The sequence below is a fragment of the Streptococcus cristatus genome, assembly GCF_001578775.1.
Lineage (GTDB): Bacteria > Bacillota > Bacilli > Lactobacillales > Streptococcaceae > Streptococcus > Streptococcus cristatus_A.
On sequence record NZ_KQ969062.1, the window covers coordinates 585,410 to 609,044 of the forward strand.

Below are 23,635 nucleotides of genomic sequence, written 5' to 3' on the forward strand. Positions count from 1 at the left end.
AGCTGGTTATGATAGCCTAGGCAGCTTCTCCAATACGTTTAAGCGGCATACTGGACTTTCGCCTAAAAAATACTATCAGGAATCAACCAAGGCTTATGATTTCATGGTCAAACAGCTGGATGAGAAGGGAGCTTTTTTGCATCAGGATCCCGACTGTAAAAGTGGCAATCGATTGACTGTGACGCTATCTTATCCTGAGGGGTATGAACCACGTATTAGTTGTGTCGGGCTTTTTAAAACCCGCATACCCAAAGAAGAGCCGGTTATCGGAGTAGCACTGAGTCAGGAGAGCCGGTTTATTTTTGAAAATGTACCGGATGGTCACTACTATCTTTTGGCCTGTGAATTGCTGGAGGATTTATGCCTAACTAAAAACTATGTCTTGAAGCATAACTTTCGCTGGGGCAGCGATGAGCCTCTCACTTTTTCAGGCGATAGCATCTATCAGGAGGAAATCAGCATGCGCAGGCCCTTGCCCAGTGATCCTCCTATTACAGTTAATCTTCCAGTTTTAATCATGCGTTCCCTAGCCAAACAAGCGCAATTGAGAATAAGAAAATTTTTATCTTAATTGATAAACTGATACTAGAGATTTATTCTCAGTTATAAACAATTGGAGGAACAATAATGAAATTAGACGTGTTTTTAAGTTTTAATGGTCAGGCCGAAGAAGCTTTTCGTTTCTATGCAGATCTTTTTCAGACAGAGATAAAGGGACTTGTCCGAGCCAGTGAGATGATGGGCCCAGCAAACCTTCCTGCAGAAAAACGGGATAAGATTGCTTGGATTGCCTTAGATACGGAAAACTTAACCCTGAATGGTGAGGATGTAGGTGTTTTTAATGACCTATCTATTCCTAGCAATCATCAGCCTAATCAATGGTTGGTTCTGAGCCCAGATAGTAGAGAAGAAGCCGATGAGCTCTTTGCTAAGCTTGCTGAAGGTGGACAAATTCTCTATGCTATAGAGAATCAAGTTTTTGCTAAGTTTTATGGCCGTTTGATTGACCGTTTTGGTATCGGCTGGGATGTGATGAAATGAGGTAGAAGGATGGCTTATAGTGAATCCCTAGCCCAGCAAGTCCGTGCCATTTTAGCTATTGCTCTTCCCCCTCATGTTTTTGAAGAAGAGCTAGAAGAGAAGAAGATGTTTGGTGGTTTGGCTTTTATGGTCCGAGGTAAGATGACCGTTACTGTGAGTTCGAGAAGTCAAGAGCTTGTCATGGTCCGCATCGGTAAGGAAATGGAAAAGCAGGTCCTGCCTAAAAATGGTGCTAGTGTGACGTTAATGAAAGGCAAGCTTTATCATGGCTATATTGATTTAGATGTCGAGGGACAAAAAGAATTATCTTACTGGATTGGTCTAGCCTTGTCCTACAATCAGGAGCTGACGCAGCATGATAAAAAGTAAGAATTGCTCAGAATGAGTTTTGCTTTCTTAGAAATTCAAATATATTCTCAGAAGCTGTATTGATGAAGCTTTAAGTCGGAAAGACTCTTCATGGATACAGTTTTTTCGTATTTTGTTGCACGGATTTTATACCAATGCCAGAGTTCGTTTTGGAGAAGGAGCATGTTTTAGAAGTATGGTAGCAAAGGTGGTTTATAACCTCACTGAGTTTGGATTTTAATTCTTTAGAACAGAAGTACTCAGCGTATATACACGTTGGTTTAGATAGAAATACTAGATAATTAAGCACCTACAAACTTTTCTGAAAAATTCTAGATGTGCACCGTAATTATTGGAATTCAGAAATTCAATTTTTTGAAACATGAAGACATTATTTCTAAGGTGCTTGGTGGAAATCAGAGATTATGATTTAATAGTCAATATGATGAGTATCTCTTTTTTGTTTTGAAATGCGCTTGAACCCATCCTTGCTATAGAGCCTGCCTATATCCTTGGCTAGCTAGAAAATATGCTGGCGATAGTCAGTAGACCGCCTTTTTATGGTACAATAGTAGGATAGAGTCAGTGGAGATTAACTGGCTATTTTATGCTAAAGAAAGGGACAAAACAAGTCGATGATTCTTGAAGAGTTTGATCAAAACCGTAAGGCCATCATTAATCCAGAGGATTTGATAGATCCTATTGAAGGATTTCCGCAGACAGCAGTGTCCTGCTTTGCTCGGGAGACCTTTGCCCGAATGCTGGCGGATTTTGACCATGAGTTGATTACGACGACGTCTATGGCTAACATTGAAATTCCTATCTATCGGGTCTTTGCGGATGGGCAGGAGCTAGCTCTTTTCAATGCACCAGTTGGAGCTTCTGCTTGTGTGGCTATTCTGGAGGATTTGATTGCTTTTGGTATGAAAAGGCTGGTTCTCTTTGGGACTTGTGGTGTGCTGGACGAGGATATCAAAGCAACATCCGTCATTATTCCGACAGCAGCCTTACGCGATGAGGGAACTAGCTATCATTATCAGCCGGCTAGTTCGGAGATAGCGGTCAATGTCGGCTCGCAGGATTTTCTCTTGGATTTCCTTGAGCAACGAGGGATTTCTCATAGCTTGGGCAAGGTTTGGACGACCGACGGTATTTTCCGAGAAACTGCGGACAAGCTGCGCAGGCGAAAAGAGGCGGGAGCTATCTGTGTGGATATGGAATGCTCGGCTGTAGCAGCTCTGGCGGCCTTTCGTGGCGTTCAAGTTTGCCAGTTCTTTTATGCGGCGGATCATCTGTCTGAGGAGGCTTGGGATATGCGCAACCTGGCTAATCACGCGGACTTAGACGAGAAAGACAAGGTGGCCAATCTGGCGATTCAGATCGCTCTGGCCTTATAGAAAAACATGAAAAAACCAATTATTCAATTTGAAGATTTTAGTTTTCAATATCAGGCTCAGTCGGAGCCAACTTTGAAGCATATCAATCTGACCATTTATGAAGGGGAAAAGGTGCTGCTGATTGGGCCGTCTGGCTCTGGTAAGTCAACCTTGGGTCAGTGCCTCAACGGTATTATTCCCAATATTTACAAGGGTCAGGCCAGTGGACAACTCTTGATTAAGGGACAGCCAGCCTTTGATAGCAGTATTTATGACAAGTCAAATCTTGTCAGCACGGTCTTGCAGGACACGGATGGTCAGTTTATCGGACTCAGTGTGGCAGAGGATCTGGCCTTTGCCTTGGAAAATGATATGGTGGATTTGCCCTTGATGCGGGAGAAAGTCCTGCGTTGGGCGAAGCAGCTGGAACTAGAGCAGCTTTTGGACCATCGTCCTCAAGACTTGTCTGGTGGGCAGAAGCAGCGGGTCAGTCTGGCGGGTGTCTTGATTGATGAGAGTCCAATTTTGCTGTTTGATGAGCCTTTGGCCAATCTCGATCCCAAGTCTGGTCAGGACACGATTGACTTGATTGATCGGATTCATAGAGAAGCTGCAACCACGACCATCATCATCGAGCATCGCTTAGAAGATGTTCTTTATCGACCTGTTGATCGAGTTGTTCTTGTCAATGATGGGCAAATCCTCTTTAACGGTGCGCCGGAAGATCTGCTCAAGACGGAGCTATTAGCGGAAAATGGGATCCGAGAACCCCTCTATATCACAGCCTTGCGGCAGCTTGGTTTCGATGTAGCAAGCGTAGCTCATCTGGCTGATTTGACCAAGCTGGAGCTTGCGGAACTTTCTCAGAGACTGACCGAGCAAAAAGTAGAGCAGGTTGACAGTAAGCACGAAGCTCTTTTAGAACTCGACCATGTTTCCTTTGCCTATAAGAGTGACAGACCTATTTTGCGGGATATCAGTCTGAAGATTTTCAAGGGTGAGCGGATAGCCATCGTTGGCAAAAATGGTGCTGGCAAGTCTACGCTAGCCAAGGCTCTCTGTCGTTTTATTGATACAGAAGGGCAATATCATTGGCAGGGGCGGGATATCAAGGGAGACTCTATCAAGGAGCGAGCGGAGCGGATTGGCTATGTCCTGCAAAATCCCAATCAGATGATTTCGACCACAATGATTTTTGATGAAGTGGCTCTGGGACTGCGGTTGCGTGGTTTGGCAGAAGCAGAGATTGAAGAAAGGGTTCATGCTGTGCTCAAAACTTGTGGCCTCTATGAATTCCGCAGTTGGCCGATTTCAGCCCTGTCTTTTGGTCAGAAGAAGCGGGTGACCATTGCTTCTATATTGGTGTTAAATCCAGAGATTATCCTTTTGGATGAGCCGACAGCTGGTCAGGATCAGCGCCATTATACAGAAATGATGGACTTTCTCGATGAGCTAAACCAGCAGGGACACACGATTATTATGATTACCCATGATATGCAGCTCATGCTGGATTATTCGGATCGGGCCATCGTGGTGGTGGACGGTCAGGTTTTAGCAGACCAGTCGCCTGCTCAGGTTTTGTCCAATCATGAGTTGATTGCAGCGGCCAATCTAAAGGAAACATCGATTTTTAGCTTGGCTGAGAAGCTGGGAGTGGATCCGCTAGCTCTGACCCAATTTTACATGCGAAAAAAGGAGGAAAGTCATGTTTAATCAACAGAAATTGATTGGCTACCATGCCGGAAAGACTTTTCTCCATGCTCTTTCTGGTGCCAGCAAACTCATCTTTTTTATCTTGGTTTCAGTGGCGGCCATGATGAGCTACGATACGCGTTTCCTCCTTATTGTGGCTCTGGCTTCTCTGATGTTATTTCGAGTGTCTGAGATTCGGCTGAAAGATATTTCTTTTGTTCTGGCTTTTGCGGGAACCTTTGCAGCGCTGAATATTTTCATGGTCTATCTCTTTGCCCCTCAGTATGGGGTAGAGATTTATGGAGCAAAGAATTTGCTTTGGACAGGCTGGGGAGCTTATAATCTCACGCTTCAGGAACTCTTTTATCTCTTGAATCTTTTGCTCAAGTATTTCTCAACGATTCCCCTAGCGGTGATCTTTCTCATGACCACCCATCCCAGTCAATTTGCTTCCAGTCTAAATCAAATCGGCCTTTCCTATAAGATTGCCTATGCGGTCAGTCTGACCCTGCGGTATATTCCAGATTTGCAGGAGGAATTTTACCTCATCAAGATGTCTCAAGAGGCGCGTGGACAAGAATTATCCCAAAAAGCTTCCCTCAGCAAGCGGGTCAAGGGCAATCTGCAAATCGTCATTCCCCTAATTTTCAGCTCGCTCGAGCGAATCAATACTATCGCGACGGCCATGGAGCTACGCCGCTTTGGGAAAAATAAAAAGCGGACCTGGTACACCCAGCAAGTCTTCGGAAAACTAGACAAACTTGTAATCTTGGTGTCCGTCCTTCTACTAGTTCTTAGCCTTCTTCTTTTCGTTGTTAATCAAGGACGCTTTTATAATCCTTGGGCCTAGGATCGAGGTGGAAAATGAGCCATGTTTGGATTGAGAGGATAATTGGTGCAAGAAAAAATAAATTTTAAATTTTATAAGGAATTACTTTTTCCTGTTTTTTGTGGTCTAGGGGCTTTCGTTTTGCTCTTGGCTTTGTCACAGACAGATGAAGTCGGGGGGAGAATGGCCCTTATTTCAATCATCTTGCTAATGGCGATGAGTGGTCTCTTTACTTGCCTTGCTATAGTTAATAGAGAAAAAAGTTTGCGACGCTGTCAAGAACTTTATTCTCACTTTCCAGAGCTTGAAAAGGATTTTCAATTGATTTATAGCGACTCTCGTTATGCGCGTGAAAGCCTATCTCTCTATCTCTACAAGGATGCCATCATACGGGTTGATAGTTATTTCCAATTTCTCATGCTTTCTGACTTATCTGATGTGACCATTAAGATTGAGGAAGTGCAAGAAACAAAGTATGCAAAAGTTCATCACCTGTATCTGTATTACAATCCAATGAGTTCTAATAAAGATATTCGTCTGGCTTTTGGACCTTATACGGATCAAAAATATATTGACTTATTACAGTTTTTAGATATAATAAATCAAGTTGCCCCTCGGATTCGAATCTATAATGAAGCTGTGGAAAAATAGTATGCTTTAACAAACAGAAAAAATCAGGTGAATTTAACAGGCCTCCCAAAGAGTTAGACATAAAAAATCTAACTTTTCGGGAGGCCTGTTAAAGTAGAATGGTTTTTATTTTATTCAAATGGACTTTACTCGTTTTCAGTTACCACAAAATTTTGTTGGTAATTTTGCTGCTCTTGATAGGGATTTTGGCTAAATTGCTGATCTTGGTAGTCTGTATTATTATAGGAATCATTGCTAACAAGTTCATATTTTGTAGGCTGACAATAAAAAATAAACAGAATAAAATGGCCAAAAAGTGGGACCAAGTACAAAAAGAGAAGAGCCCAATGATAGCCACCATCTCGCAATCGTCGAACTTGAATGGCGAGAGAGGGAAGCAGAATTGCAATGTAATAGATAACCATCAGGCCAGCAAAGGCGGTAGATAAGGCTCCTCCAGTCTCAGAGTTCAAAACCGTCTCAATCAGAAGAGCAGTACAAAGTATTAGTATCATTACTAAAAAATGGCAGAGAATTGGCCACCAATATTCTGGGCGAGTTGAGCGACCGGTGAAATCCACATAGCCCTTCCAAAATTTTTTATATGCATCAATCATGTAGTAATCTCCTTAAATATTTTTTATATAGTCTACTATAATTTAGCAAGAATTGGCAAGTTTTGGGGAAATAGCGATCTTTGACTAGAACAAAATAGATGGCTAAATCAAGCTGTTTTATTATAGCGCTAGAGAAGAATTATGAACAAACTAAGATGCTTGTTTCTCAACTGATTTGATGAATAGAGCTGTTCTTTACTATTACTATCGTCGAAAGAAACTATGGAATAAAACCTATCGTCCTTATTTATTTTAAGAGAAGAACGTCTAAAATCAATGTCAGGTCCCCTCTTTCAATCGCTAGGAAATATGATATAATGAAGTGTTATCAAAAAAGGTTTCATTAGCCTTGAAAGGATTAAAAATGACTACAAAACAACCATTTTATATTACAACCCCTATCTACTATCCGTCTGGTAAACTTCATATCGGGTCTGCCTATACGACTATTGCCTGTGATGTTTTGGCTCGCTACAAGCGCCTCATGGGCTACGATGTTTTCTATCTGACTGGTCTGGATGAACATGGTCAAAAAATCCAGCAAAAAGCGGAGGAAGCTGGTATCAGCCCGCAAGCTTACGTCGATGGCATGGCAGTTGGGGTCAAGGAACTCTGGAAACTGCTAGACATTTCGTACGATAAATTTATCCGGACGACTGATGACTACCATGAAAAGGTTGTGGCTGACGTCTTTGAACGTCTCTTAGCCCAAGATGATATCTACTTGGGTGAATATTCAGGCTGGTATTCTGTATCTGATGAGGAATTCTTTACTGAAAGCCAGCTGGCTGAAGTCTTCCGTGATGAAAATGGAAAGGTAACCGGCGGAATTGCGCCATCTGGACATGAAGTGGAGTGGGTATCAGAAGAGTCTTACTTCCTCCGCCTCAGCAAGTACCAAGACCGCTTGGTAGAATTTTTCAAATCACAGCCCGACTTCATTACGCCAGACGGCCGTCTCAATGAAATGTTGAAAAACTTTATTGAACCTGGTTTGGAAGATTTGGCAGTTTCTCGTACAACCTTTACTTGGGGCGTTCCTGTACCATCAAATCCTAAACACGTTGTCTATGTTTGGATTGATGCCCTGCTCAACTATGCGACGGCCCTTGGCTATGGTCAGGAAGACCATGCTAACTACGACAAATTCTGGAATGGAACGGTCTTCCACATGGTGGGTAAGGACATTCTGCGTTTCCACTCTATCTACTGGCCAATCTTGCTCATGATGCTGGACATCAAGCTGCCTGACCGCCTGATTGCTCATGGTTGGTTTGTCATGAAGGATGGCAAGATGTCTAAGTCTAAAGGAAACGTGGTCTATCCTGAAATGCTGGTCGAACGTTATGGCTTGGATGCTTTACGCTATTACCTCATGCGCAGTCTTCCGGTCGGCTCAGACGGAACTTTCACGCCAGAAGATTATGTTGGCCGCATCAACTACGAGCTAGCCAACGATCTTGGAAACCTCCTCAACCGTACTGTTTCCATGATTAACAAGTACTTTGACGGTCAAGTGCCAGCCTATGAAGAAAATGTAACGGACTTTGATGGTGCTCTGGCTCAAGTGGCAGCTGAATCCATCGCTGACTACTACAAACACATGGATGCAGTTGATTACCCACGCGCCTTAGAAGCAGTCTGGACACTCATCTCCCGCACAAATAAGTACATCGATGAAACCGCTCCTTGGGTTCTGGCAAAAGATGAAACCAAGGTCAAAGAACTGGCAGCAGTCATGAGCCACTTGGCAGCTAGCCTTCGTGTTGTGGCGCACTTGATTGAGCCTTTCATGATGGAAACCAGCAAGGCTGTCCTCAGCCAACTTGGCTTGCCTCAAGCAGTTTCACTAGAAAACCTAGCAATTGACCAGCTCCCAACAGGTCTGACAGTTGTAGAAAAAGGAACACCAATCTTCCCACGTCTGGATATGGAAGCAGAAGTCGACTATATCAAAGGACAAATGGAAGGAAACAAACCAGCGGCTCAAAAAGAATGGAATCCAGAAGAAGTCGAGCTTAAACTTAACCGTGAAGCGATCAAGTTTGACGACTTTGATAAGGTAGAAATCCGTGTTGCAGAAGTCAAAGAAGTTTCTAAGGTTGAAGGCTCTGATAAGCTCCTCCAGTTCCGCCTAGATGCTGGAGACGGCGAAGACCGCCAAATCCTCTCTGGTATTGCTAAATACTATCCAAACGAGCAAGAACTGGTCGGTAAGAAAGTCCAAATCGTAGCCAACCTCAAACCGCGCAAAATGATGGGCCGCATCAGCCAAGGTATGATTCTCTCAGCTGAACACGGCGACAAACTGACTCTCCTTACCGTGGACGAGAAAGTGACAAATGGAAGTTTGATTGGGTAGCAATCTTTAATCTAATGACAATCCCCCAGCAGGAAGCTGCTGGGGGATTTATTAGTATTTTCTATTTAGAAATAACTCATATATTTATTTTAAGGATTTACAATTCAAAATCAAAAAGTTATAATGACATTGGTTTTATAAGGGAGTTAAAAATTATTAAATGAATCGGAGGGAAATATGAGAAAAAGTTACAGGGGAACAAATAGAGTTAAAAAACAGAAATTTATATTTTGGGGTTCTATTATTTTTATAACTATCCTAGGCTTAGTTTGTTTTTTTGTCTATAAGCAACATAGTTCGAAAAATACTAAAGAAGTTAGTGAACATATATATAGTTCAGATAAAGTTGATATTACAGGGGAGTATATTTCTAATACTGGCAGTAAAGCTATAATTAGTTCCCTTGACCATAAGTGGAAAATAGACTATCAAACCTCTGATGGTATGGTTTCTGGTATTTTTGAGACTAATTGGAAAGAAGAGGAAAAGAAAAAAACATCCACTAGCAAAATGAAAAAATCTGATGGTTATGATAGTTTTAAGATTACTATTGAAGTATTTGATGACAAAGCTAAACTTATTACAGTTACTTTATCTGATGGAGATATAGACCATGAAATGATATTTTCCAATCAAAAAGATTTTTTAAAATCAGATAATGCCAAAGACCAGGACTTAGTACTCAAGGGGAACTTATCTTCATTTAACGGTGTTTATTCCAATGACGATTTGGAACAATCAATAGCTGATTCAGGATTTACTTTATATGCATATAAGCCTGAAGATTATTTTCAAAATAGAACCAGTGTATTCCCAAGACTTACTGGAAAAGGCAATGATTGGAATTTTTGGAGTGGCTCTTCTCATATGCAATATAAGTTGAATGAGAATAAACTGCCTAGAAAAATAGGAGACTATTATGAAGCATACTTTATTGGAGTAAACCAAATAGCTGTAGAGGGTAAAGAAATTTCAGTGTTATTGGTTCCAGAAAATATTGAGGGACCAAATGGAGATATTAGTTCTGAAAAAAGAATAATATTTGGTCAAACAAATCAAATTAGTTTTAGAGAATATCAAGATAAGTGGTGGGAAAAATATACTACTGACTCAGTAGAGAAACAAGATTTAGACATTGAAGCCATTATGAAAGGTGATTATGCGACTTTAGCAGGTGTCTGGAAAAATGGAGAAGGTCTGGAAGTAATTATATCCGCAGATGGAAAAACGAACAGAAATGAGAGTATCTCACCAAATCCGATTTCCAATTCTAAGTTTCCAACACTCAACATTCGGTCAGGGAATTCAGGGGCTATGATTGCTTTATTTAAAATTGGCTTTAGAAATCCGTATGGTGATCAATCTGATAGTAGTAGACCGAGATTAGTTTTTGGTCAGAATATCGGAAATGTCCCTGGTGATCAATACTACTATAGACAGTAGGAAAAATTAAAAATCCGAGAACAGAAATAGTTACTGTTCTCGGATTTTTATATCACACTTTTGTTTAAAACAAACAAAGAAAAATGGGAAAAAATAGGATTGAACTCCTCTTTTTGGTTTCTTTATTTAAACTTAAAACCTTCATAGACCAGATCTGCTTTAGGATTGGTCTTTTTAAATTCGTTGGCTAGTTTATCCATCATCTTGACAGGTCCGCACATGAAGACGGTGGTTTTGTCGTCCAAAGGATAATTCTTGAAGTCCAAATAGCCAGAGACCTTACTATCAACCAAATGAAGGTTAAACTGCGGATTCTTGGCCGCGTAGTCTTTGAGGAGGTCTAGGTAAACAGCATTTTCTGCTCCAGTATAAGCGTAGTAGAAGCTGACTGGACGATTCAGATTAGGATTTTCACGGATATAGGAAATGAAGGGCGTAATGCCAATCCCGCCAGCAATCCAAATCTGCTTTTCCTGCCCCTGGTCAAGAATCATGTGGCCATAAGCCCGGTCAATGGTGACCTTGGTTCCCTCTTGGATCTTGTCATAAAGTTTTTTAGTATGGTCACCAGAGTTCTTGATAGTAAAGTAAACAATGTTGTCATGACCGCCAGAGATAGAGAAAGGATGTGGCGCTTTTTCAAATCCTTCTTGGAAAATCTTGATAAAGGCAAACTGTCCATACTGGTAGTCTAGCTTTTGACTGAGCTGGATCTTCAACTCCACGGTATCGTGGTTTAGGCGTTTGACCTGCATGATTTTTTCTAGATGGCGAAAGGCCAAACTTTGGTAGAGGAAGATGATGTAAAAGCCAGAAGCTAAACCGATGATAGCGTAGAATCCCACAACGAATCCTAGCAAGGTAGGTGTTAGGAGTTGACCGCCCATCAGCATATAAGCGTGGAAGAGACCAAAGATATAGGCCAAATAGACAAGGCGGTGAATCCAGCGCCAAGCCTCATATTTGATGTGCTTGCCAAGATAGGCCACCAGAACAATGCTGACAAAGAGATAGATACCGACATTACCAAGCTGGCCTGCTAGATGAGAGCCCCAGAGACTGCCACCCATGGCAACGTTGTGGAGAGCGAGCAGGACGACGGAAAAGATAGCTGTAAACTTATGATAGGCGTACATCTTTTCGATGCCATTGAACCATTTTTCCAATAGGGCATTCCGAGTCGCAAGTAAAAAGGTCAGCGAAAGGGTAGTTAAGGCCAGACCGGGTACGATAAAGTTGGTCATTCCAGCTGAAGCCCAAGCATAGATGGTCAGGACTATGCTGACAGCGATAAGGGCGATTCCTTTGATAGATTTCATGATGTTCTCCTTTCTGATTTTTATCACTACTTAGTTGTAAATGAATTCATTACATTCTAACAAAGAAAAAACAAGCTGTCAAGACTGAGTTGTAATCATGCTACAAGTTGCTTCCAATTTTAGAGAATTCACTTATTAGCCATAAAAAACGCTCCTGAGTCTAGTTTTCTAGATTGTGACAGGAGTGTTTTTCTTTCATATTAGAGAGTTGCCAAGTGCTGTATTATAGCTTATTGCTCATCGGGTTCATCTGTTTGAACAGGCTCATTACTTGTGAAAGAAAGATTCTTAGTGAATTCGGATAGATTTTCCTTAACCTCTTGAACAAGCTTGCTAGGCTTCAGCAGGTTCATGTCGTCTTTCCAAGACTGGTAGCGCATGTCTACCAGTAGCTTGGCCAGGCGCGCCAGCATTTCCCGCTCCTGGTCAGTGAGGGCGTTGGCATTTTCAAAAACAGCTAGGATTTTGTTGAAATTTTCCAGCTTGGTGAGGTCATTGATGGAGCTGATACCAGCATCTAGGATGAGGCCGAAAAAGAGATCGAAAAAGTCTTTTAGTTCGTCATCAGAAACGCTATCTACCCAGTTTTTCAGCGTTTTATCTACTTGAAGGCTTTCTGGATTGAGATTATCTAGTAGGACAAAAGTCTGGCCGCTGATCTGCCAAGTGAAGGTATCGTGCTGGGCCAGACCGCCGATAGCTGTACTTTTGACAATCTGAGCCTGCTTGGGCGTTTCGAGCATCATTCCGACGATAGAGCCCTGCGGAATGTAGCGCTTTATCTTGTCTGAAATAGTCTGGTAGCCTTGACTGGTGATGACCGAGTGATTCAGTCCGGGAGCATCATAGCTGTAAATATTCTGAATGCGCTCTTGGTATTCTGGCTCGATCTGACTAGCAGCGTAGGAAGCTAAGTTGCCGCCCTTCGAGTGACCTGTCAGGATGAACTGCCCAGGCAGAGCGTCCATAGCTTTTTGCAGATAATTGACCGCCGTTTTTTGAGCTGGGACCTGATCCATATAGGTCATGTGGAAGTCCTCTTTCCAGCCGATAATGGAATCATCGGTTCCGCGGAAGGTTAGAACATAGCTATCAGGCTTGATTTTGAAAATCATAGCTGCAAACTGCTTTTGAACATCAGGATCAATATCATTGACATAGCCCATAAGCTTAATATTTTTAAAACGGGTTGAGCTAGCTACCTTTTCTAAAAGTTTCAGACGATTTTTAGTCACCAACATGGACAAATCTTGAGGCACTTTTTCAGCAGCTTCAAACAAGCGGCAACTACAATCAGGGGACATCTGATCAGATACGATCTGGTCAAAAGGCAGATAAGTTATCTCCGTCAGCATCAGCATATCCAGTTCATTAAAGGGGGTGTCGTAGATACTATCGTAAGCTACTTGGTCTAGGTAATCAAAAATTATTCCCATATTTATCTCCAATATTCTATCTTCTTCCAGTATAGCATAAGTGGACGTAGATTGTTAGGAAAGAAAAAAGAAAAGAGTGGAAACCTGAAGATGTGCTTCAGGTTTCCAGCTCTTTTGATTTAGTAAGCCTTACCGATGAGGATGGCGTAGATAAAGAATAAGGCAAAGCCAAAGAGGAAGATCAAACCAAGGATGGAAAGACTTTTTAGCCATTTGCTCAGATGTTTATTCTCGCTCGTAACGAGGAGATAGTTTAGAAGGGCAAAAAATGGAGTAGTCAGGAAGGAAGCAATCATGGCAAAACGAAGCATGAGAGCCACACTACCTTGGAAGAAGTAGATGATAACGCCACCGATAATAGCTGTAGCTGTCATCCAGATATGCAGAGTTTTTTGAGAAGTCTTCTCTTCATTGAGAAGGAGGCGTAGAGATTCAGCATTTACACGGGAATAGCCATCGATAACGGTAATAACCGTACCAAAGATACAGAGAAAGGCGATGAAAGTAATCAGAATCCGTGACCAGTCGCCAAGAACGGATGCGTACATCCCAACGAATTGCTGGATGTAGGCAGCACCAGCATCTTGAACTGCTTGACCAGTTGGATACTGGATGAGAGCCCCCATAGCGACGAAGAAGATAGCCAGAATGGCTGTACCAATATAGCCAACGTTAAAGTCAAAGAGTCCGTCCGTGACAGAGATATTGACAGATTTTCCTTTCTCAGCAGTCCAGAGGGAGTTGATTGCTGAAATCTCGATTGGAGCTGGCATCCAGCCCATTAGAGAAACGATGAAAGGTAAGGCAGCCATTTGCCAAGGTGTCTTTTCAACGAAGTCTGCTCCGTACTCAGGATGCTTGATAATGGCAACGATGACCGCAATAACGGTTGCAAAGGTTAGAGCGGACATGATCCATTTGGCAAGGCCATCGAGGAACTTGTAGCCACCAAAGAGTAGCATTGCCCAGATCAGGATGATGAGAATCAGAGACCATTGAGTAATGCTGAGTCCAAGGGCATTTGGAAAGGCGCTAGCGATGATAGCAGCACAGAGAATTCCAACCCCTGCTGTATTGACCAAGGCGGAGAAGACATTTAAAACGAAGAAGATGCCTAAGTAGACTTTTCCTTTTTGTGCATAGCCTTCAACTAAGCTGTGACCAGTTTCTAAGGTATACTCAGCACCGAAGCGAAAGAAGGGATATTTGAAGAGGTTGGCCAAGATGACCAGTCCCATCAAGGCCCAGCCATACTTGGCACCCGCTTGAGCAGAGGAAACAATATGAGAGCCACCAACAGCAGCAGAGGCCATGAGGATCCCAGGGCCTAGAGCTTTTAGTTTAGACTGCCAGGTAGATGTCTGAGTTTGTTCTAGCATAATAATCTCCTTATTATAAAAAATGAATTTTCAGACAATTCTGAATGTAGTGTCATTTTATCTTTTTACTCTACTTTTGTCAATACTTCTTGGAGGATTTCTTGAAACTTTCTGAAAATAAGATGAATCCCAGATCAAAAAAGTCTCTGTGATTTAAGGGAGAATTTGATATAATAGCAGTAAGAAAAATGAGTGAGGAAATGGAATGCACAAGATTTTACTGGTCGAGGATGATGCGGTCATCCGTCAAATGATCAAAAAAATGCTGGAGCAATGGGGCTATCAGGTTGTGGCGATTGAAGACTTCATGCAGGTTTTGACAACCTTTGTTAAGGAGGAGCCCCAGCTGGTGCTGATGGATATTGGTTTGCCTCTCTTTAACGGCTACCATTGGTGCCAGGAAATTCGGAAGATTTCGACGGTACCGATTATGTTTCTGTCTTCGCGTGACCAGTCCATGGATATCGTCATGGCCATCAATATGGGCGCAGATGACTATGTGACCAAGCCTTTTGATAATAATGTCTTTTTGGCCAAGGTTCAAGGGCTGCTACGGCGTTCGTATGAGTTTGGGACGGATCAAAGTCTTTTGGAATATCAGGGTGTGATTTTAAATCTTAAATCCATGGATTTGGTCTATGAGGGCGAGATTGTGACGCTGACCAAGAATGAATTTCAGATTTTGCGGGTGCTCTTTGAGCATTCTGGCAGCATCGTGGCGCGTGATGACTTGATGAAAGAGCTCTGGAACAGTGATTTCTTTATCGATGACAATACCTTGTCCGTCAATGTTGCCCGCCTGCGCAAGAAGCTGGAAGAGCACGGTCTGAAACATTTTATTGAGACGAAAAAAGGGATAGGATACGGTTTAACCAATGGACATGCAGGATAAATTTTTCTTTTTGAAGCATCATCTGTACTCCCGTCGCTTCATCTTGTTGCTCTTGCTGATTGTATTTTCAATTATGGGGATGTTTGCCTTTATTTTCGAGGATGGGCGCAGTCTGCTAGAGTATCAGCTGCTCTTAGCCTTTCTCCTTGCTAGCTTTTTCTTGGGAATGGATCTAGCTAGTGCCTATAAGGAATACCGTAACCAGCTCTTTTATGCCTCAGGTCGGCCTCAGACAGCCTTAGAGGTTCTCCTTTTTGAGAAACTGGCTCTCTTGGAAATGGACAAGAAGAACCGTGCGATTGAAGAGAGGGAGAAGCTAAATGACCTGATGGACTATTATACGCTCTGGGCTCATCAGATCAAGACGCCTATTGCGGCTAGTTCATTGCTGGTCGGAGAGATTGAGGACAAGAAGGTCAAGAACCAGCTGGAGCAAGAACTTTTCAAGATCGAGTCCTATGTCAATATCGTTTTGCAGTATCTTCGCTTGGAGAGTTTCCACGAGGATTTGGTCTTGAAAAAGGAAAATGTTGAAGATTTGGTCAAGGAGATTGTCAAGAAGTATGCGATTTTCTTTATCCAAAAGGGCTTGAGCCTCAATCTGCATGATCTAGACCGAACCATCATCACAGACAGAAAGTGGTTCGTTGTTATTTTGGAGCAAGTGTTGTCGAACAGTCTGAAATACACCAGTCAAGGCGGGATTGAAATTTATTTTCAGGAGGATACGCTTTATATCAAAGACAGCGGTCTGGGGATTCAGGATGCGGATTTGCTAAGGGTTTTCGAGCGAGGTTTTTCGGGCTATAATGGTCGTTTGACCCAGCAATCGTCTGGCTTGGGACTTTATCTGTCCAAGAAAATTGCAGATGAGCTGGGGCATCAGATCAGCATCGCTTCGCAGGTCGGTCAGGGAACAACTGTCATGATTAGTTTTTCAGAGAAGAAGATGATATTTGAATAAGGCATTCTTACAAATTTGTAAGGTTGGCCAGTGAAATTGAAAGGTTAGGTTATGGTACCGACCTTTCTTTTTTTGTAAGATAGATGTATAAAGAAGACAAGGAGATATGAAATGAAAACAAGAGGATTCAATGCTTTCCAACTCAAGCTTTTCATGGCCTTTTTAATGGTTTTTGATCATATTGGTAAGATTCCAGGGCTTTTGCCGACAGGCTGGGACGGGATTTTCCACCTGCTGACCCGCTGTGTAGCTGCCTGGTTTGCCTTTAGCGCAGTAGAAGGCTTTCTGCATACGCGCAATCGCTTGGCTTACAATGCCCGCTTGTTTATCTGGGCGGCTATCATGCAGCTGGGCAATACCATCCTGACCATGCTCTTTCATAGCAAGGGGATTCATCTTGAGAATAATATCTTTCTCAGCTTAGCCTGTGGCGTTCTGGTGCTCAATCTTGTATTTGGTCTTTCCAAAAATAGTGAAAAGATTATGGATGAGAAGCGCTATTTGCGGATTGGAGCGGCAGCCTTAATTGGTTTGGCAGGAGTCTTTTTGACAGAAAGCGGCATGACCATTATTCCTTTGATGCTGATTAGCTATATCTTCCGCAATCAGCCTGCTCTCAGAACTTTTTCTTACATGGTCTTGGCTTTTCTACTCTTCTGTCTGAGCATTGAAATTTACCCAACCATGGGGGCCACCATTTCGATGATGCTCTACAATTCAGACTGGGCCTTTATTACCGTCTTGCCCTTCCTCCATCTCTACAATGGCGAGCGAGGCTATAATGGCAAGTGGGGCAAGTATTTCTTCTATATCTTTTACCCAGCCCATCTCTGGATCATCGCACTGATTGCATATCTAGTGCAGAGATAAAAATATTGGCATTTAAAAATTAGTAAAATATGGAAATAAAGCTGTTTCTGTATTAAAATGGAATTATAGAAAAGGAGATCATGATGACCTTATTAGACGTACAACATGTGAAAAAGATTTATAAAACTCGCTTTCAGGGTAGCCAAGTAGAGGCGTTGAAAGACATACACTTTACGGTAGAAAAAGGCGAATATGTCGCCATTATGGGAGAATCAGGCTCCGGGAAGTCCACCCTGCTCAACATCCTAGCTATGCTGGACAAGCCGACCGAAGGGCGCGTCTTTCTCAACGGAACTGACACGGCAACTATTAAAAACAGTCAGGCTTCCAGCTTCCGCCGAGAAAAATTAGGCTTTGTCTTTCAAGATTTTAACTTGCTGGATACATTATCGGTTAAGGATAATATCCTGCTGCCTTTGGTGCTCTCTCGTCGTCCTATTACCGAGATGATGCAAAAGCTGGTCACGACCTGCAACGAGCTGGGGATAAATAAACTCCAAGAGAAGTTCCCTTATGAAATTTCTGGTGGTCAGAAGCAGCGGGTGGCAGTAGCCCGCGCTATTATCACTGAGCCTGAGATTTTGCTGGCAGATGAGCCGACGGGAGCCTTGGATTCTAAGTCCTCGGCAGCTCTATTGGATGTCTTTGACGACATCAACGACCGCGGCCAAACCATTCTCATGGTAACCCACTCGACTTCGGCGGCTAGTCGGGCCAAGCGAGTGCTCTTTATAAAAGACGGAATTCTCTACAATCAAATCTTCCGCGGCAACAAGACCGAGCGGCAGATGTTCCAAGAGATTTCCGATACTCTGACGGTCATGGCAAGTGAGGTGGGCAACTATGTTCAAACTAACGAGTAAACTGGCCTTATCAAATCTGGTTAAAAATCGCAGTTTGTATTATCCATTTGCCTTGGCAACGGTACTGGCAACAGCGATTTTGTATAGTTTTGTCTCACTGGCTCACAGTCCAAATATGGAAACTTCTTATGGTGGTACAGCAGCTCGCATGACTTTGCAGTTTGGTATCCAAGTCATTCAGATTGCGGTGCTCATCCTTATCACCTATGCCAATAGCTTTGTCATGAAGAACCGTTCGCGGGAGCTCGGTGTTTATAGTGTGCTAGGGATGGAAAAGCGTCACTTGCTACTTATGACCTTCTTTGAGCTCTGTGTCTTTTATCTAGCTACAGTTGGTCTAGGTATCTTGTCTGGCCTAGCTTTGGACAAGATGCTCTACGCCGTTCTTTTGAAATTGATGGGAATGCCGGCCGTTCTTGCCTCGACCTTCCAATGGCAGAATGTTTGGGTGACCCTAGTCAGTCTGGGTGTCGCTTTTGCGGTGATTTTGTTGCTCAACTCTACCCGACTTCTACGCTATAGCTCTCTTAATCTAATGAAAGAAAAGAAAGCAGGCGAGAAGAAGGGACGCTTCCTTTTTCTGCAAACCTTGCTAGGGCTCCTGCTCATGAGTGTAGCTTATTATATGGCTTTGACCGTTACCAAACCTGTCGCCGCTATCGGCAATTTCTTTATAGCTGTGATCATGGTTATCCTAGCAACCTATCTGCTTTTTAATGCAGGCTCGATTACGCTACTGCAATTTCTCAAAAAGAGAAAAAGCTACTACTACAAAACGCAGAATTTCATTTCTGTTTCCAATCTCATCTCGCGGATGCGTAAAAATGCGGCAGGATTAGCTACTATCTCCATTCTATCTACCATGCTCCTAGTGACTCTGGTTGGTACAATCAATATCTATGTTGGAGGTCAGGATTATATTACTACCTTGCATCCAAAGGATTACAATGTTAGCGTCGTCTTACCAAAATCGACCGAGCAGAAGGAGGCTATGTTGGACAAGGTTCAGCAGGTCGCTCAGGACACAGGCCTGAAGAAGCCAAGCTATACTACCTATCTCTACCAATCAGCCTTCATCATGAAACTGGCTGGTAATGATGTGACGGTTCCAATGCAAAGCGAGCTGGATTCGGATCCAAGTATCTTGACTAAGTCTGCCGGCACGATTACAGTTATCAATCGTCAGGATTATGAAAAAATGACAGGGAAAAAGATAGACTTGGCAGATGATGAAACTCTTGTCTATGGAAAAAATGTTTCCTTAAATAAGGATCAGCCTCTCCGAGTAAATGGTAAAGACTGGAAGATTAAGCAGATTTTACCGTCGAATTTCACGCATGGGGAAATCCCTAATCCAAACGACGTGGCCATGGAGCAGGGCATCTATATGGTGGTCAATGATAGTAAAGAAGTAGGACTAAATGTTGCACACTATTACTACATTGGAGTTGCTTCAGAGACTAAGGGCAGTAAGAAATTTGTCGAGCAAGTCCAGCTGGGACTGCGGGACACTTTGGATCAGGAACAGGCCCAAGATGGCAGCTACGCAATGGCTAGTGATCGTCATAGCGCAGAAAAGAGCTATCAGGAACTCACAGGAACCCTCCTCTTCATCGGTGTCTTTCTTTCTATTATCTTCCTGTTGGGGGCTGTTTTGGTCATCTATTACAAACAGATTTCAGAAGGTTATGAAGACCGGGCTGGCTTTGTCATCCTGCAAAAAGTCGGTCTGGATGAGAAACAAACCAAGAGCACGATTCGCAAGCAGATTCTGACCGTCTTCTTCCTACCCCTCATCTTTGCTTTCTGCCATATTGCGGCAGCCTTTCACATGCTGCGTCTGATTGTGGCCTTGCTGGGCGTGACCAATGTGTCTCTGCTCATTCAAACAACGATCATAACATGTGGCATTTTCCTGCTGACCTATATCTTGGTCTTTCTTCTGACTTCCAGAAGCTATCGCAAGATTATCGCTCGTTAATAGCAAATCCCTGACCTCTGGTCGGGGATTTTTTTGGTGGCTCGATTTTTACCTCTCGTCTCCCTCATTTTACCGCTTGTCCAAAAAGCCGAGATTTTTCAAAAAAGACTTGCTATCATAGTATCAGAAGTTAAGACAGGAGAAAAGATCATGTTAGTAGAGACAAGAAATCTTAGCAAGATTTATGGCGATAAGGTGGCAGTTAATGATCTGAATATTCAGATTGAGAGAGGCAGTTTCACAGCAATTTTGGGCCCTAATGGAGCAGGCAAGTCGACAACGATTCAGATGTTGATTGGACTTTTGCAGCCAACATCAGGACAAATCACTTATGCAGAACAAACCAAACTGGGTGTGGTCTTTCAAAATAGTGTGCTAGATGCCAATTTGACGGTAGTTGAAAATCTGCGAATCCGTGCCAAGCAGTACAAGCAGGTGGAGACTGGTAAGATTGAGCAATTGATCGAGCAACTAGGACTGGCTAGCTTTGCCAAACAACGCTATGGGACCCTTTCTGGTGGACAAAAGCGACGGGTGGACATTGCCCGAGCCCTGCTCAATAGCCCTGACTTACTTTTTCTAGATGAGCCGACGACAAGCTTGGATATCCAGACTAGAGAAAGTATCTGGAAGCTGCTCAAAGACTTGCAGCAGAAGGAAAAGATGACCGTAGTTTTGACCACCCACTATCTCAATGAAGCAGACAATGCGGATAAGATTTATATCGTAGACCATGGCCAAGTCATTGCGCAAGGCTCTGCTGACCAGATCAAGGAGCGCTATGCCCGCAATGTTTTGCGGACTCTGACCTCAGATTCAGAGGGCTTGAAGGCCGCTTTGCAGACTCGCTGCGAATGGGAGCAAGGCAAGGAAAATGAGTTTTTCTTTTACCCAGAGACGACCCAAGAAGCGCTGGCTTTGCTGAGCCAGCTTGGCTCCTATATTGAACAATTTGAATTCCAACCAGGGACGATGGATGATGCCTTTATGGCCCTGACAGGAAGAGAGGTACGTTAAATGTTAATGTTGATCAAACGAAATTTTTTACTCTATTTTCGCAATCATAGTGGGATGATCCTATCTCTCTTTGGAGCCATTATTCCCTTTGTTTTATATCTGGTTTTCCTAAAGAACAACATGAAAGGTTCTTGGTCAGACAGTAGCCATGCGGCGGAGTTGCTCGACTTTTGGTTGATTAGCGGAACGCTAGCTGTCACCGCCTTGACAACCACCCTATTAGCTTTTTCACAACAAACTGAAGACCGAGAAAGAAAGGTGACTGCCGACCTCTTTATCACAGATTTGGGTCAATGGGGATTGCGGTTTAGCTACTTAATCAGTGCCTTTGTGATTGGCTTTGTCATGCAAGTCTTCATGTTTGCTGTCATGCTGACCTACTTTATCCTAGCGGACAAGATTGCCTTTGACTGGGCACTAATTCCCCAGCTGGTCGGCCTCATGCTGCTCAATAGTTTGCTAGCAAGTCTCCTCAATGCGCTAGTTGTTCCTTATTTCAAATCTGTGAATTCCTTGGGGCAATACGCAACGGTCATCGGTGCGGCCTCTGGTTTTCTAGTGGGAACCTATATTCCGATTGGGACTCTGCCCAGCCTTGCCCAAAATCTCATGAAACTGACTCCCTCAACCTACATGGCTTCCCTCTTCAGACAAGTCCTGATGAAGGATTCTCTGACTGAAGTTTTTGCGGACCAGAGTCAGCTCCAGCAAGAATTTGAGAAGCTCCTAGGTATCCGTATCGAATGGCAAAAGCTCTTGACAAGCCAGGAAACATACTATATAGTTGGAGTAGTGCTCGCGGTAGCAGCCCTGTTTTGGCTAGGTCAAAATTGGCTGCTGAATCGACGGATGAGCTTCAAGTAAAGAAAGTAGGAGGCTTAGGTTTGCAGACAAGATTTGAAGAAGATGCTCAGATTTCCTCCCAAGACCCGCTGGTGGTCGTGAGAGCTGATCAGCTGGCTGGTGAGGCCAAGACCGTCCTAGACTATCTGGAACACTATAAGGCTGGGCCAAGTGGTGTCCTGCCTATTAAGTCAGATGATAAGCTGGTCATGCTCAAGACGGAGGATATTATCCTAGCTGACATCAATCAGACAACATTGATGATTTACAGTACCGAGGGCATTTACACAACGACAGAAACGCTGACTCGTTTTCAAAATCGTCTCAATAGTCGCAATTTTATCCAGGTATCTCGCCACGCAGTCATTAACATCGATCATCTGGAATCCTTGTCGGATAGCTTTTCGGGTAATATGACTGCTAAGCTGACCAATCAGCTCAAAACCGATGTCAGTCGCCGCTATGTCAAGTTGCTCATGGACTATTTGGGAATTTAGGAGGAGAATCATGACCTTTAAAAAAATTCTTATCGGTATGCAGGATGGTCTGAGAACAGGTAGTTTGGTCTTTCTGCTGGTAGGCCTGTTCTCAGGAAAAACATTTTTGTTGACTCCTAGCTCTATTCTCAGTGTCCTCCTTGTCAGCGCCTTGATAGGAGTAGCAAGCTATATCTTTGATGCGACAGATCGCTTTCCATTTCCTTTCCTACTCTTCTGCCACTTTGTAGTGACAGCGACCATCGTTTGTCTAGCTGTGATCTGCAATGGCTGGGGAAATATGCTTTTTGGCTGGTTCTTCTGGCTAAACTTTGTTTTGATTTACCTCTTGGTTTGGTTTCTTATCTCCGTCGATTCGATGATTAAAACCAAGAAAATTAACGAGGCCTTGAAAAATCGTAGAAAACACTAATGTATCTAATACACAAGCAAGTTTTATCGAGAACTTGTTTGTTTTTTTATTTAACAAAGGAGCTATTATCTCAAACTGCCGTCTTCTTTCCAAAGTACGATTTCCGATTTTCTTGACAAAGATTTTTAAAGTGTTATAATTTGAATGAATAGAAAATTTAATTCATTCATAAAAGGAGGAAGTCATGGACAAAAAAGCTGAATTATTGGCTGAGGCTAGGCAGGTGTTTGCTGAGAAGGGCTATAAAAAGACGAATATTTCAGATATTACCAAGCGTGCTGGCATGGCTGTTGGCTCCTTTTATAAGTATTATGAGTCCAAGGAAGCTATTTTTTTAGAGGTTTATGTAGCTGAGAATAACCGCATACGTGAGGAAACCATGCAGCGCGTGGATTGGCAGGGTGAGCCAGAGGCAGTCGTTGAGCAGCTTTTTGCAGTCACTTTTGAGTTGATTTCGCCTAATAAAATTTTGGCTGAGTGGACCAAGCCGGGCATTTCTCAGATCTTGCACGACTACTATAATCAGGATGCTGGCCGCGCGGCCAATGCCTTTCACCAGTTTCTGATTCGGACTTTCAGCCAGCGTTTGCAGGAGAAGGGCTTCTCACAAGAGGAAGTCGCCCAACTCATGAAGGCTTACGATTTGATTTACTACATTGACATGCATGTGACAGAGCAGGATTTTCCAGGTTATTTTGAGAGTATCGAGACATTGGTGAAATATTTTTTAAAGGGAGTTTTTTCTAAATAAGAATTTCCTTTTCTTGGAAGACAACGTGAATGAATTTTTAAAAATATTCATTCATATAAGGAGGTGGATTTGT

21 protein-coding genes and 3 pseudogenes are annotated in these 23,635 nt (G+C 42.9%); 20 read left to right on the plus strand and 4 right to left on the minus strand.

The window, feature by feature from the left end; translation table 11 throughout:
- The 8 genes and pseudogenes from SCRDD08_RS02875 to SCRDD08_RS02905 form a co-directional block, all read left to right on the plus strand.
- On the plus strand, nucleotides 1-571 hold a 571-nt coding region (locus SCRDD08_RS02875; protein ID WP_231089321.1), incomplete at its 5' end, for a helix-turn-helix domain-containing protein.
- Between the two features lie 56 nt (nucleotides 572-627).
- Nucleotides 628-1,041, plus strand: a complete 414-nt coding sequence (locus SCRDD08_RS02880) for a VOC family protein (protein WP_061422361.1) — start codon at nucleotides 628-630, stop codon at nucleotides 1,039-1,041.
- Between the two features lie 9 nt (nucleotides 1,042-1,050).
- Entirely contained in the window at nucleotides 1,051-1,410 is a 360-nt protein-coding gene (locus SCRDD08_RS02885) for a TfoX/Sxy family protein (RefSeq protein WP_061422362.1), read from the plus strand.
- 614 nt (nucleotides 1,411-2,024) lie between these two features.
- Nucleotides 2,025-2,786 (plus strand): nucleoside phosphorylase, encoded by a 762-nt coding sequence (locus SCRDD08_RS02890; protein WP_061422363.1) that lies wholly within the window; start codon nucleotides 2,025-2,027, stop codon nucleotides 2,784-2,786.
- 6 nt (nucleotides 2,787-2,792) lie between these two features.
- Nucleotides 2,793-3,647, plus strand: a pseudogene (locus SCRDD08_RS12165) (ATP-binding cassette domain-containing protein); the annotation flags it as partial.
- Nucleotides 3,648-3,674: 27 nt separating this feature from the next.
- Nucleotides 3,675-4,478 (plus strand): annotated as a pseudogene (locus SCRDD08_RS12170) (energy-coupling factor ABC transporter ATP-binding protein); the annotation flags it as partial.
- Nucleotides 4,471-5,307 (plus strand): energy-coupling factor transporter transmembrane component T family protein, encoded by an 837-nt coding sequence (locus SCRDD08_RS02900; RefSeq protein ID WP_061422365.1) that lies wholly within the window; start codon nucleotides 4,471-4,473, stop codon nucleotides 5,305-5,307. The pseudogene SCRDD08_RS12170 and the gene SCRDD08_RS02900, both read left to right, overlap by 8 nt.
- A 45-nt stretch (nucleotides 5,308-5,352) precedes the next feature.
- Nucleotides 5,353-5,937: a hypothetical protein gene (locus tag SCRDD08_RS02905; protein ID WP_061423250.1), complete on the plus strand. Its 585-nt coding sequence runs from the start codon at nucleotides 5,353-5,355 to the stop codon at nucleotides 5,935-5,937.
- A 125-nt stretch (nucleotides 5,938-6,062) separates the two neighbouring features.
- On the opposite strand, the gene SCRDD08_RS02910 is transcribed toward SCRDD08_RS02905, so the two are convergent.
- The gene (locus tag SCRDD08_RS02910) at nucleotides 6,063-6,533 is read right to left on the minus strand and encodes a DUF805 domain-containing protein (RefSeq protein ID WP_061422366.1); all 471 of its coding nucleotides are present in this window, start codon (nucleotides 6,531-6,533) and stop codon (nucleotides 6,063-6,065) included.
- Nucleotides 6,534-6,897: 364 nt separating this feature from the next.
- Between SCRDD08_RS02910 and metG the strand changes: the two genes are divergently transcribed.
- Together metG and SCRDD08_RS02920 are read left to right on the plus strand one after the other, a co-directional pair.
- Nucleotides 6,898-8,895 carry a methionine--tRNA ligase gene (gene metG / locus SCRDD08_RS02915; protein ID WP_061423251.1) on the plus strand — a complete coding sequence of 666 codons (1,998 nt, stop codon included), beginning with the start codon at nucleotides 6,898-6,900 and terminating at the stop codon, nucleotides 8,893-8,895.
- 177 nt (nucleotides 8,896-9,072) lie between these two features.
- Complete coding sequence (locus SCRDD08_RS02920) at nucleotides 9,073-10,338, plus strand: DUF6287 domain-containing protein (RefSeq protein WP_061422367.1); 1,266 nt, start codon at nucleotides 9,073-9,075, stop codon at nucleotides 10,336-10,338.
- 122 nt (nucleotides 10,339-10,460) lie between these two features.
- Here the strand turns inward: SCRDD08_RS02920 and SCRDD08_RS02925 are convergent, their stop codons facing one another.
- The 3 genes from SCRDD08_RS02925 to SCRDD08_RS02935 all read right to left on the minus strand — a co-directional run bounded on the left by SCRDD08_RS02925 (nucleotide 10,461) and on the right by SCRDD08_RS02935 (nucleotide 14,472).
- A complete protein-coding gene (locus tag SCRDD08_RS02925; protein WP_061422368.1) occupies nucleotides 10,461-11,657 on the minus strand; it encodes a ferredoxin reductase family protein in 1,197 nt (398 codons plus the stop codon).
- 230 nt (nucleotides 11,658-11,887) lie between these two features.
- On the minus strand, nucleotides 11,888-13,093 hold the full coding sequence (locus SCRDD08_RS02930) for a DUF2974 domain-containing protein (protein ID WP_061422369.1): 1,206 nt from the start codon (nucleotides 13,091-13,093) through the stop codon (nucleotides 11,888-11,890).
- 119 nt (nucleotides 13,094-13,212) lie between these two features.
- A complete protein-coding gene (locus tag SCRDD08_RS02935; RefSeq protein WP_061422370.1) occupies nucleotides 13,213-14,472 on the minus strand; it encodes an NRAMP family divalent metal transporter in 1,260 nt (419 codons plus the stop codon).
- Between the two features lie 205 nt (nucleotides 14,473-14,677).
- Between SCRDD08_RS02935 and SCRDD08_RS02940 the strand changes: the two genes are divergently transcribed.
- From SCRDD08_RS02940 to SCRDD08_RS02985, 10 genes and pseudogenes are all read left to right on the plus strand, one after another.
- Nucleotides 14,678-15,364, plus strand: coding sequence for a response regulator transcription factor (locus tag SCRDD08_RS02940; protein WP_061422371.1), 687 nt, complete (start codon nucleotides 14,678-14,680; stop codon nucleotides 15,362-15,364).
- Nucleotides 15,348-16,328, plus strand: a complete 981-nt coding sequence (locus tag SCRDD08_RS02945) for a sensor histidine kinase (protein ID WP_061422372.1) — start codon at nucleotides 15,348-15,350, stop codon at nucleotides 16,326-16,328. Before SCRDD08_RS02940 ends, SCRDD08_RS02945 begins: the two co-directional genes overlap by 17 nt.
- 111 nt (nucleotides 16,329-16,439) lie before the next feature.
- Complete coding sequence (locus SCRDD08_RS02950; protein ID WP_061422373.1) at nucleotides 16,440-17,198, plus strand: TraX family protein; 759 nt, start codon at nucleotides 16,440-16,442, stop codon at nucleotides 17,196-17,198.
- Nucleotides 17,199-17,281: 83 nt separating this feature from the next.
- A complete protein-coding gene (locus SCRDD08_RS02955; protein ID WP_005592422.1) occupies nucleotides 17,282-18,061 on the plus strand; it encodes an ABC transporter ATP-binding protein in 780 nt (259 codons plus the stop codon).
- The gene (locus tag SCRDD08_RS02960; protein WP_061422374.1) at nucleotides 18,042-20,042 is read left to right on the plus strand and encodes an ABC transporter permease; all 2,001 of its coding nucleotides are present in this window, start codon (nucleotides 18,042-18,044) and stop codon (nucleotides 20,040-20,042) included. Before SCRDD08_RS02955 ends, SCRDD08_RS02960 begins: the two co-directional genes overlap by 20 nt.
- A gap of 150 nt (nucleotides 20,043-20,192) precedes the next feature.
- Nucleotides 20,193-20,841: pseudogene (locus SCRDD08_RS02965) on the plus strand (ABC transporter ATP-binding protein); the annotation flags it as partial.
- 218 nt (nucleotides 20,842-21,059) lie between these two features.
- Nucleotides 21,060-21,923 carry an ABC transporter permease gene (locus SCRDD08_RS02970; protein ID WP_061422376.1) on the plus strand — a complete coding sequence of 288 codons (864 nt, stop codon included), beginning with the start codon at nucleotides 21,060-21,062 and terminating at the stop codon, nucleotides 21,921-21,923.
- Nucleotides 21,924-21,943: 20 nt separating this feature from the next.
- Entirely contained in the window at nucleotides 21,944-22,399 is a 456-nt protein-coding gene (locus SCRDD08_RS02975; RefSeq protein ID WP_061422377.1) for a LytTR family DNA-binding domain-containing protein, read from the plus strand.
- Nucleotides 22,400-22,409: 10 nt separating this feature from the next.
- Nucleotides 22,410-22,811, plus strand: coding sequence for a DUF3021 domain-containing protein (locus tag SCRDD08_RS02980; protein WP_061422378.1), 402 nt, complete (start codon nucleotides 22,410-22,412; stop codon nucleotides 22,809-22,811).
- Nucleotides 22,812-22,995: 184 nt separating this feature from the next.
- Nucleotides 22,996-23,562 (plus strand): TetR/AcrR family transcriptional regulator, encoded by a 567-nt coding sequence (locus SCRDD08_RS02985; RefSeq protein ID WP_061422379.1) that lies wholly within the window; start codon nucleotides 22,996-22,998, stop codon nucleotides 23,560-23,562.
- Nucleotides 23,563-23,635 lie beyond the last annotated feature (73 nt).

Excerpts from the sequence above, each read along its gene's own strand:
- SCRDD08_RS02885 (WP_061422362.1), top strand. The coding sequence starts at position 1,051 with ATGGCTTATAGTGAATCCCTAGCCCAGCAAGTCCGTGCCATTTTAGCT.
- SCRDD08_RS02955 (WP_005592422.1), top strand. The coding sequence starts at position 17,282 with ATGACCTTATTAGACGTACAACATGTGAAAAAGATTTATAAAACTCGC.
- SCRDD08_RS02880 (WP_061422361.1), top strand. The coding sequence starts at position 628 with ATGAAATTAGACGTGTTTTTAAGTTTTAATGGTCAGGCCGAAGAAGCT.
- SCRDD08_RS02920 (WP_061422367.1), top strand. The coding sequence starts at position 9,073 with ATGAGAAAAAGTTACAGGGGAACAAATAGAGTTAAAAAACAGAAATTT.
- SCRDD08_RS02935 (WP_061422370.1), bottom strand. The coding sequence starts at position 14,472 with ATGCTAGAACAAACTCAGACATCTACCTGGCAGTCTAAACTAAAAGCT.
- SCRDD08_RS02900 (WP_061422365.1), top strand. The coding sequence starts at position 4,471 with ATGTTTAATCAACAGAAATTGATTGGCTACCATGCCGGAAAGACTTTT.
- SCRDD08_RS02925 (WP_061422368.1), bottom strand. The coding sequence starts at position 11,657 with ATGAAATCTATCAAAGGAATCGCCCTTATCGCTGTCAGCATAGTCCTG.
- SCRDD08_RS02910 (WP_061422366.1), bottom strand. The coding sequence starts at position 6,533 with ATGATTGATGCATATAAAAAATTTTGGAAGGGCTATGTGGATTTCACC.
- SCRDD08_RS02890 (WP_061422363.1), top strand. The coding sequence starts at position 2,025 with ATGATTCTTGAAGAGTTTGATCAAAACCGTAAGGCCATCATTAATCCA.
- SCRDD08_RS02980 (WP_061422378.1), top strand. The coding sequence starts at position 22,410 with ATGACCTTTAAAAAAATTCTTATCGGTATGCAGGATGGTCTGAGAACA.
- SCRDD08_RS02940 (WP_061422371.1), top strand. The coding sequence starts at position 14,678 with ATGCACAAGATTTTACTGGTCGAGGATGATGCGGTCATCCGTCAAATG.
- metG (WP_061423251.1), top strand. The coding sequence starts at position 6,898 with ATGACTACAAAACAACCATTTTATATTACAACCCCTATCTACTATCCG.
- SCRDD08_RS02985 (WP_061422379.1), top strand. The coding sequence starts at position 22,996 with ATGGACAAAAAAGCTGAATTATTGGCTGAGGCTAGGCAGGTGTTTGCT.
- SCRDD08_RS02950 (WP_061422373.1), top strand. The coding sequence starts at position 16,440 with ATGAAAACAAGAGGATTCAATGCTTTCCAACTCAAGCTTTTCATGGCC.
- SCRDD08_RS02930 (WP_061422369.1), bottom strand. The coding sequence starts at position 13,093 with ATGGGAATAATTTTTGATTACCTAGACCAAGTAGCTTACGATAGTATC.
- SCRDD08_RS02960 (WP_061422374.1), top strand. The coding sequence starts at position 18,042 with ATGTTCAAACTAACGAGTAAACTGGCCTTATCAAATCTGGTTAAAAAT.
- SCRDD08_RS02945 (WP_061422372.1), top strand. The coding sequence starts at position 15,348 with ATGGACATGCAGGATAAATTTTTCTTTTTGAAGCATCATCTGTACTCC.
- SCRDD08_RS02970 (WP_061422376.1), top strand. The coding sequence starts at position 21,060 with ATGTTAATGTTGATCAAACGAAATTTTTTACTCTATTTTCGCAATCAT.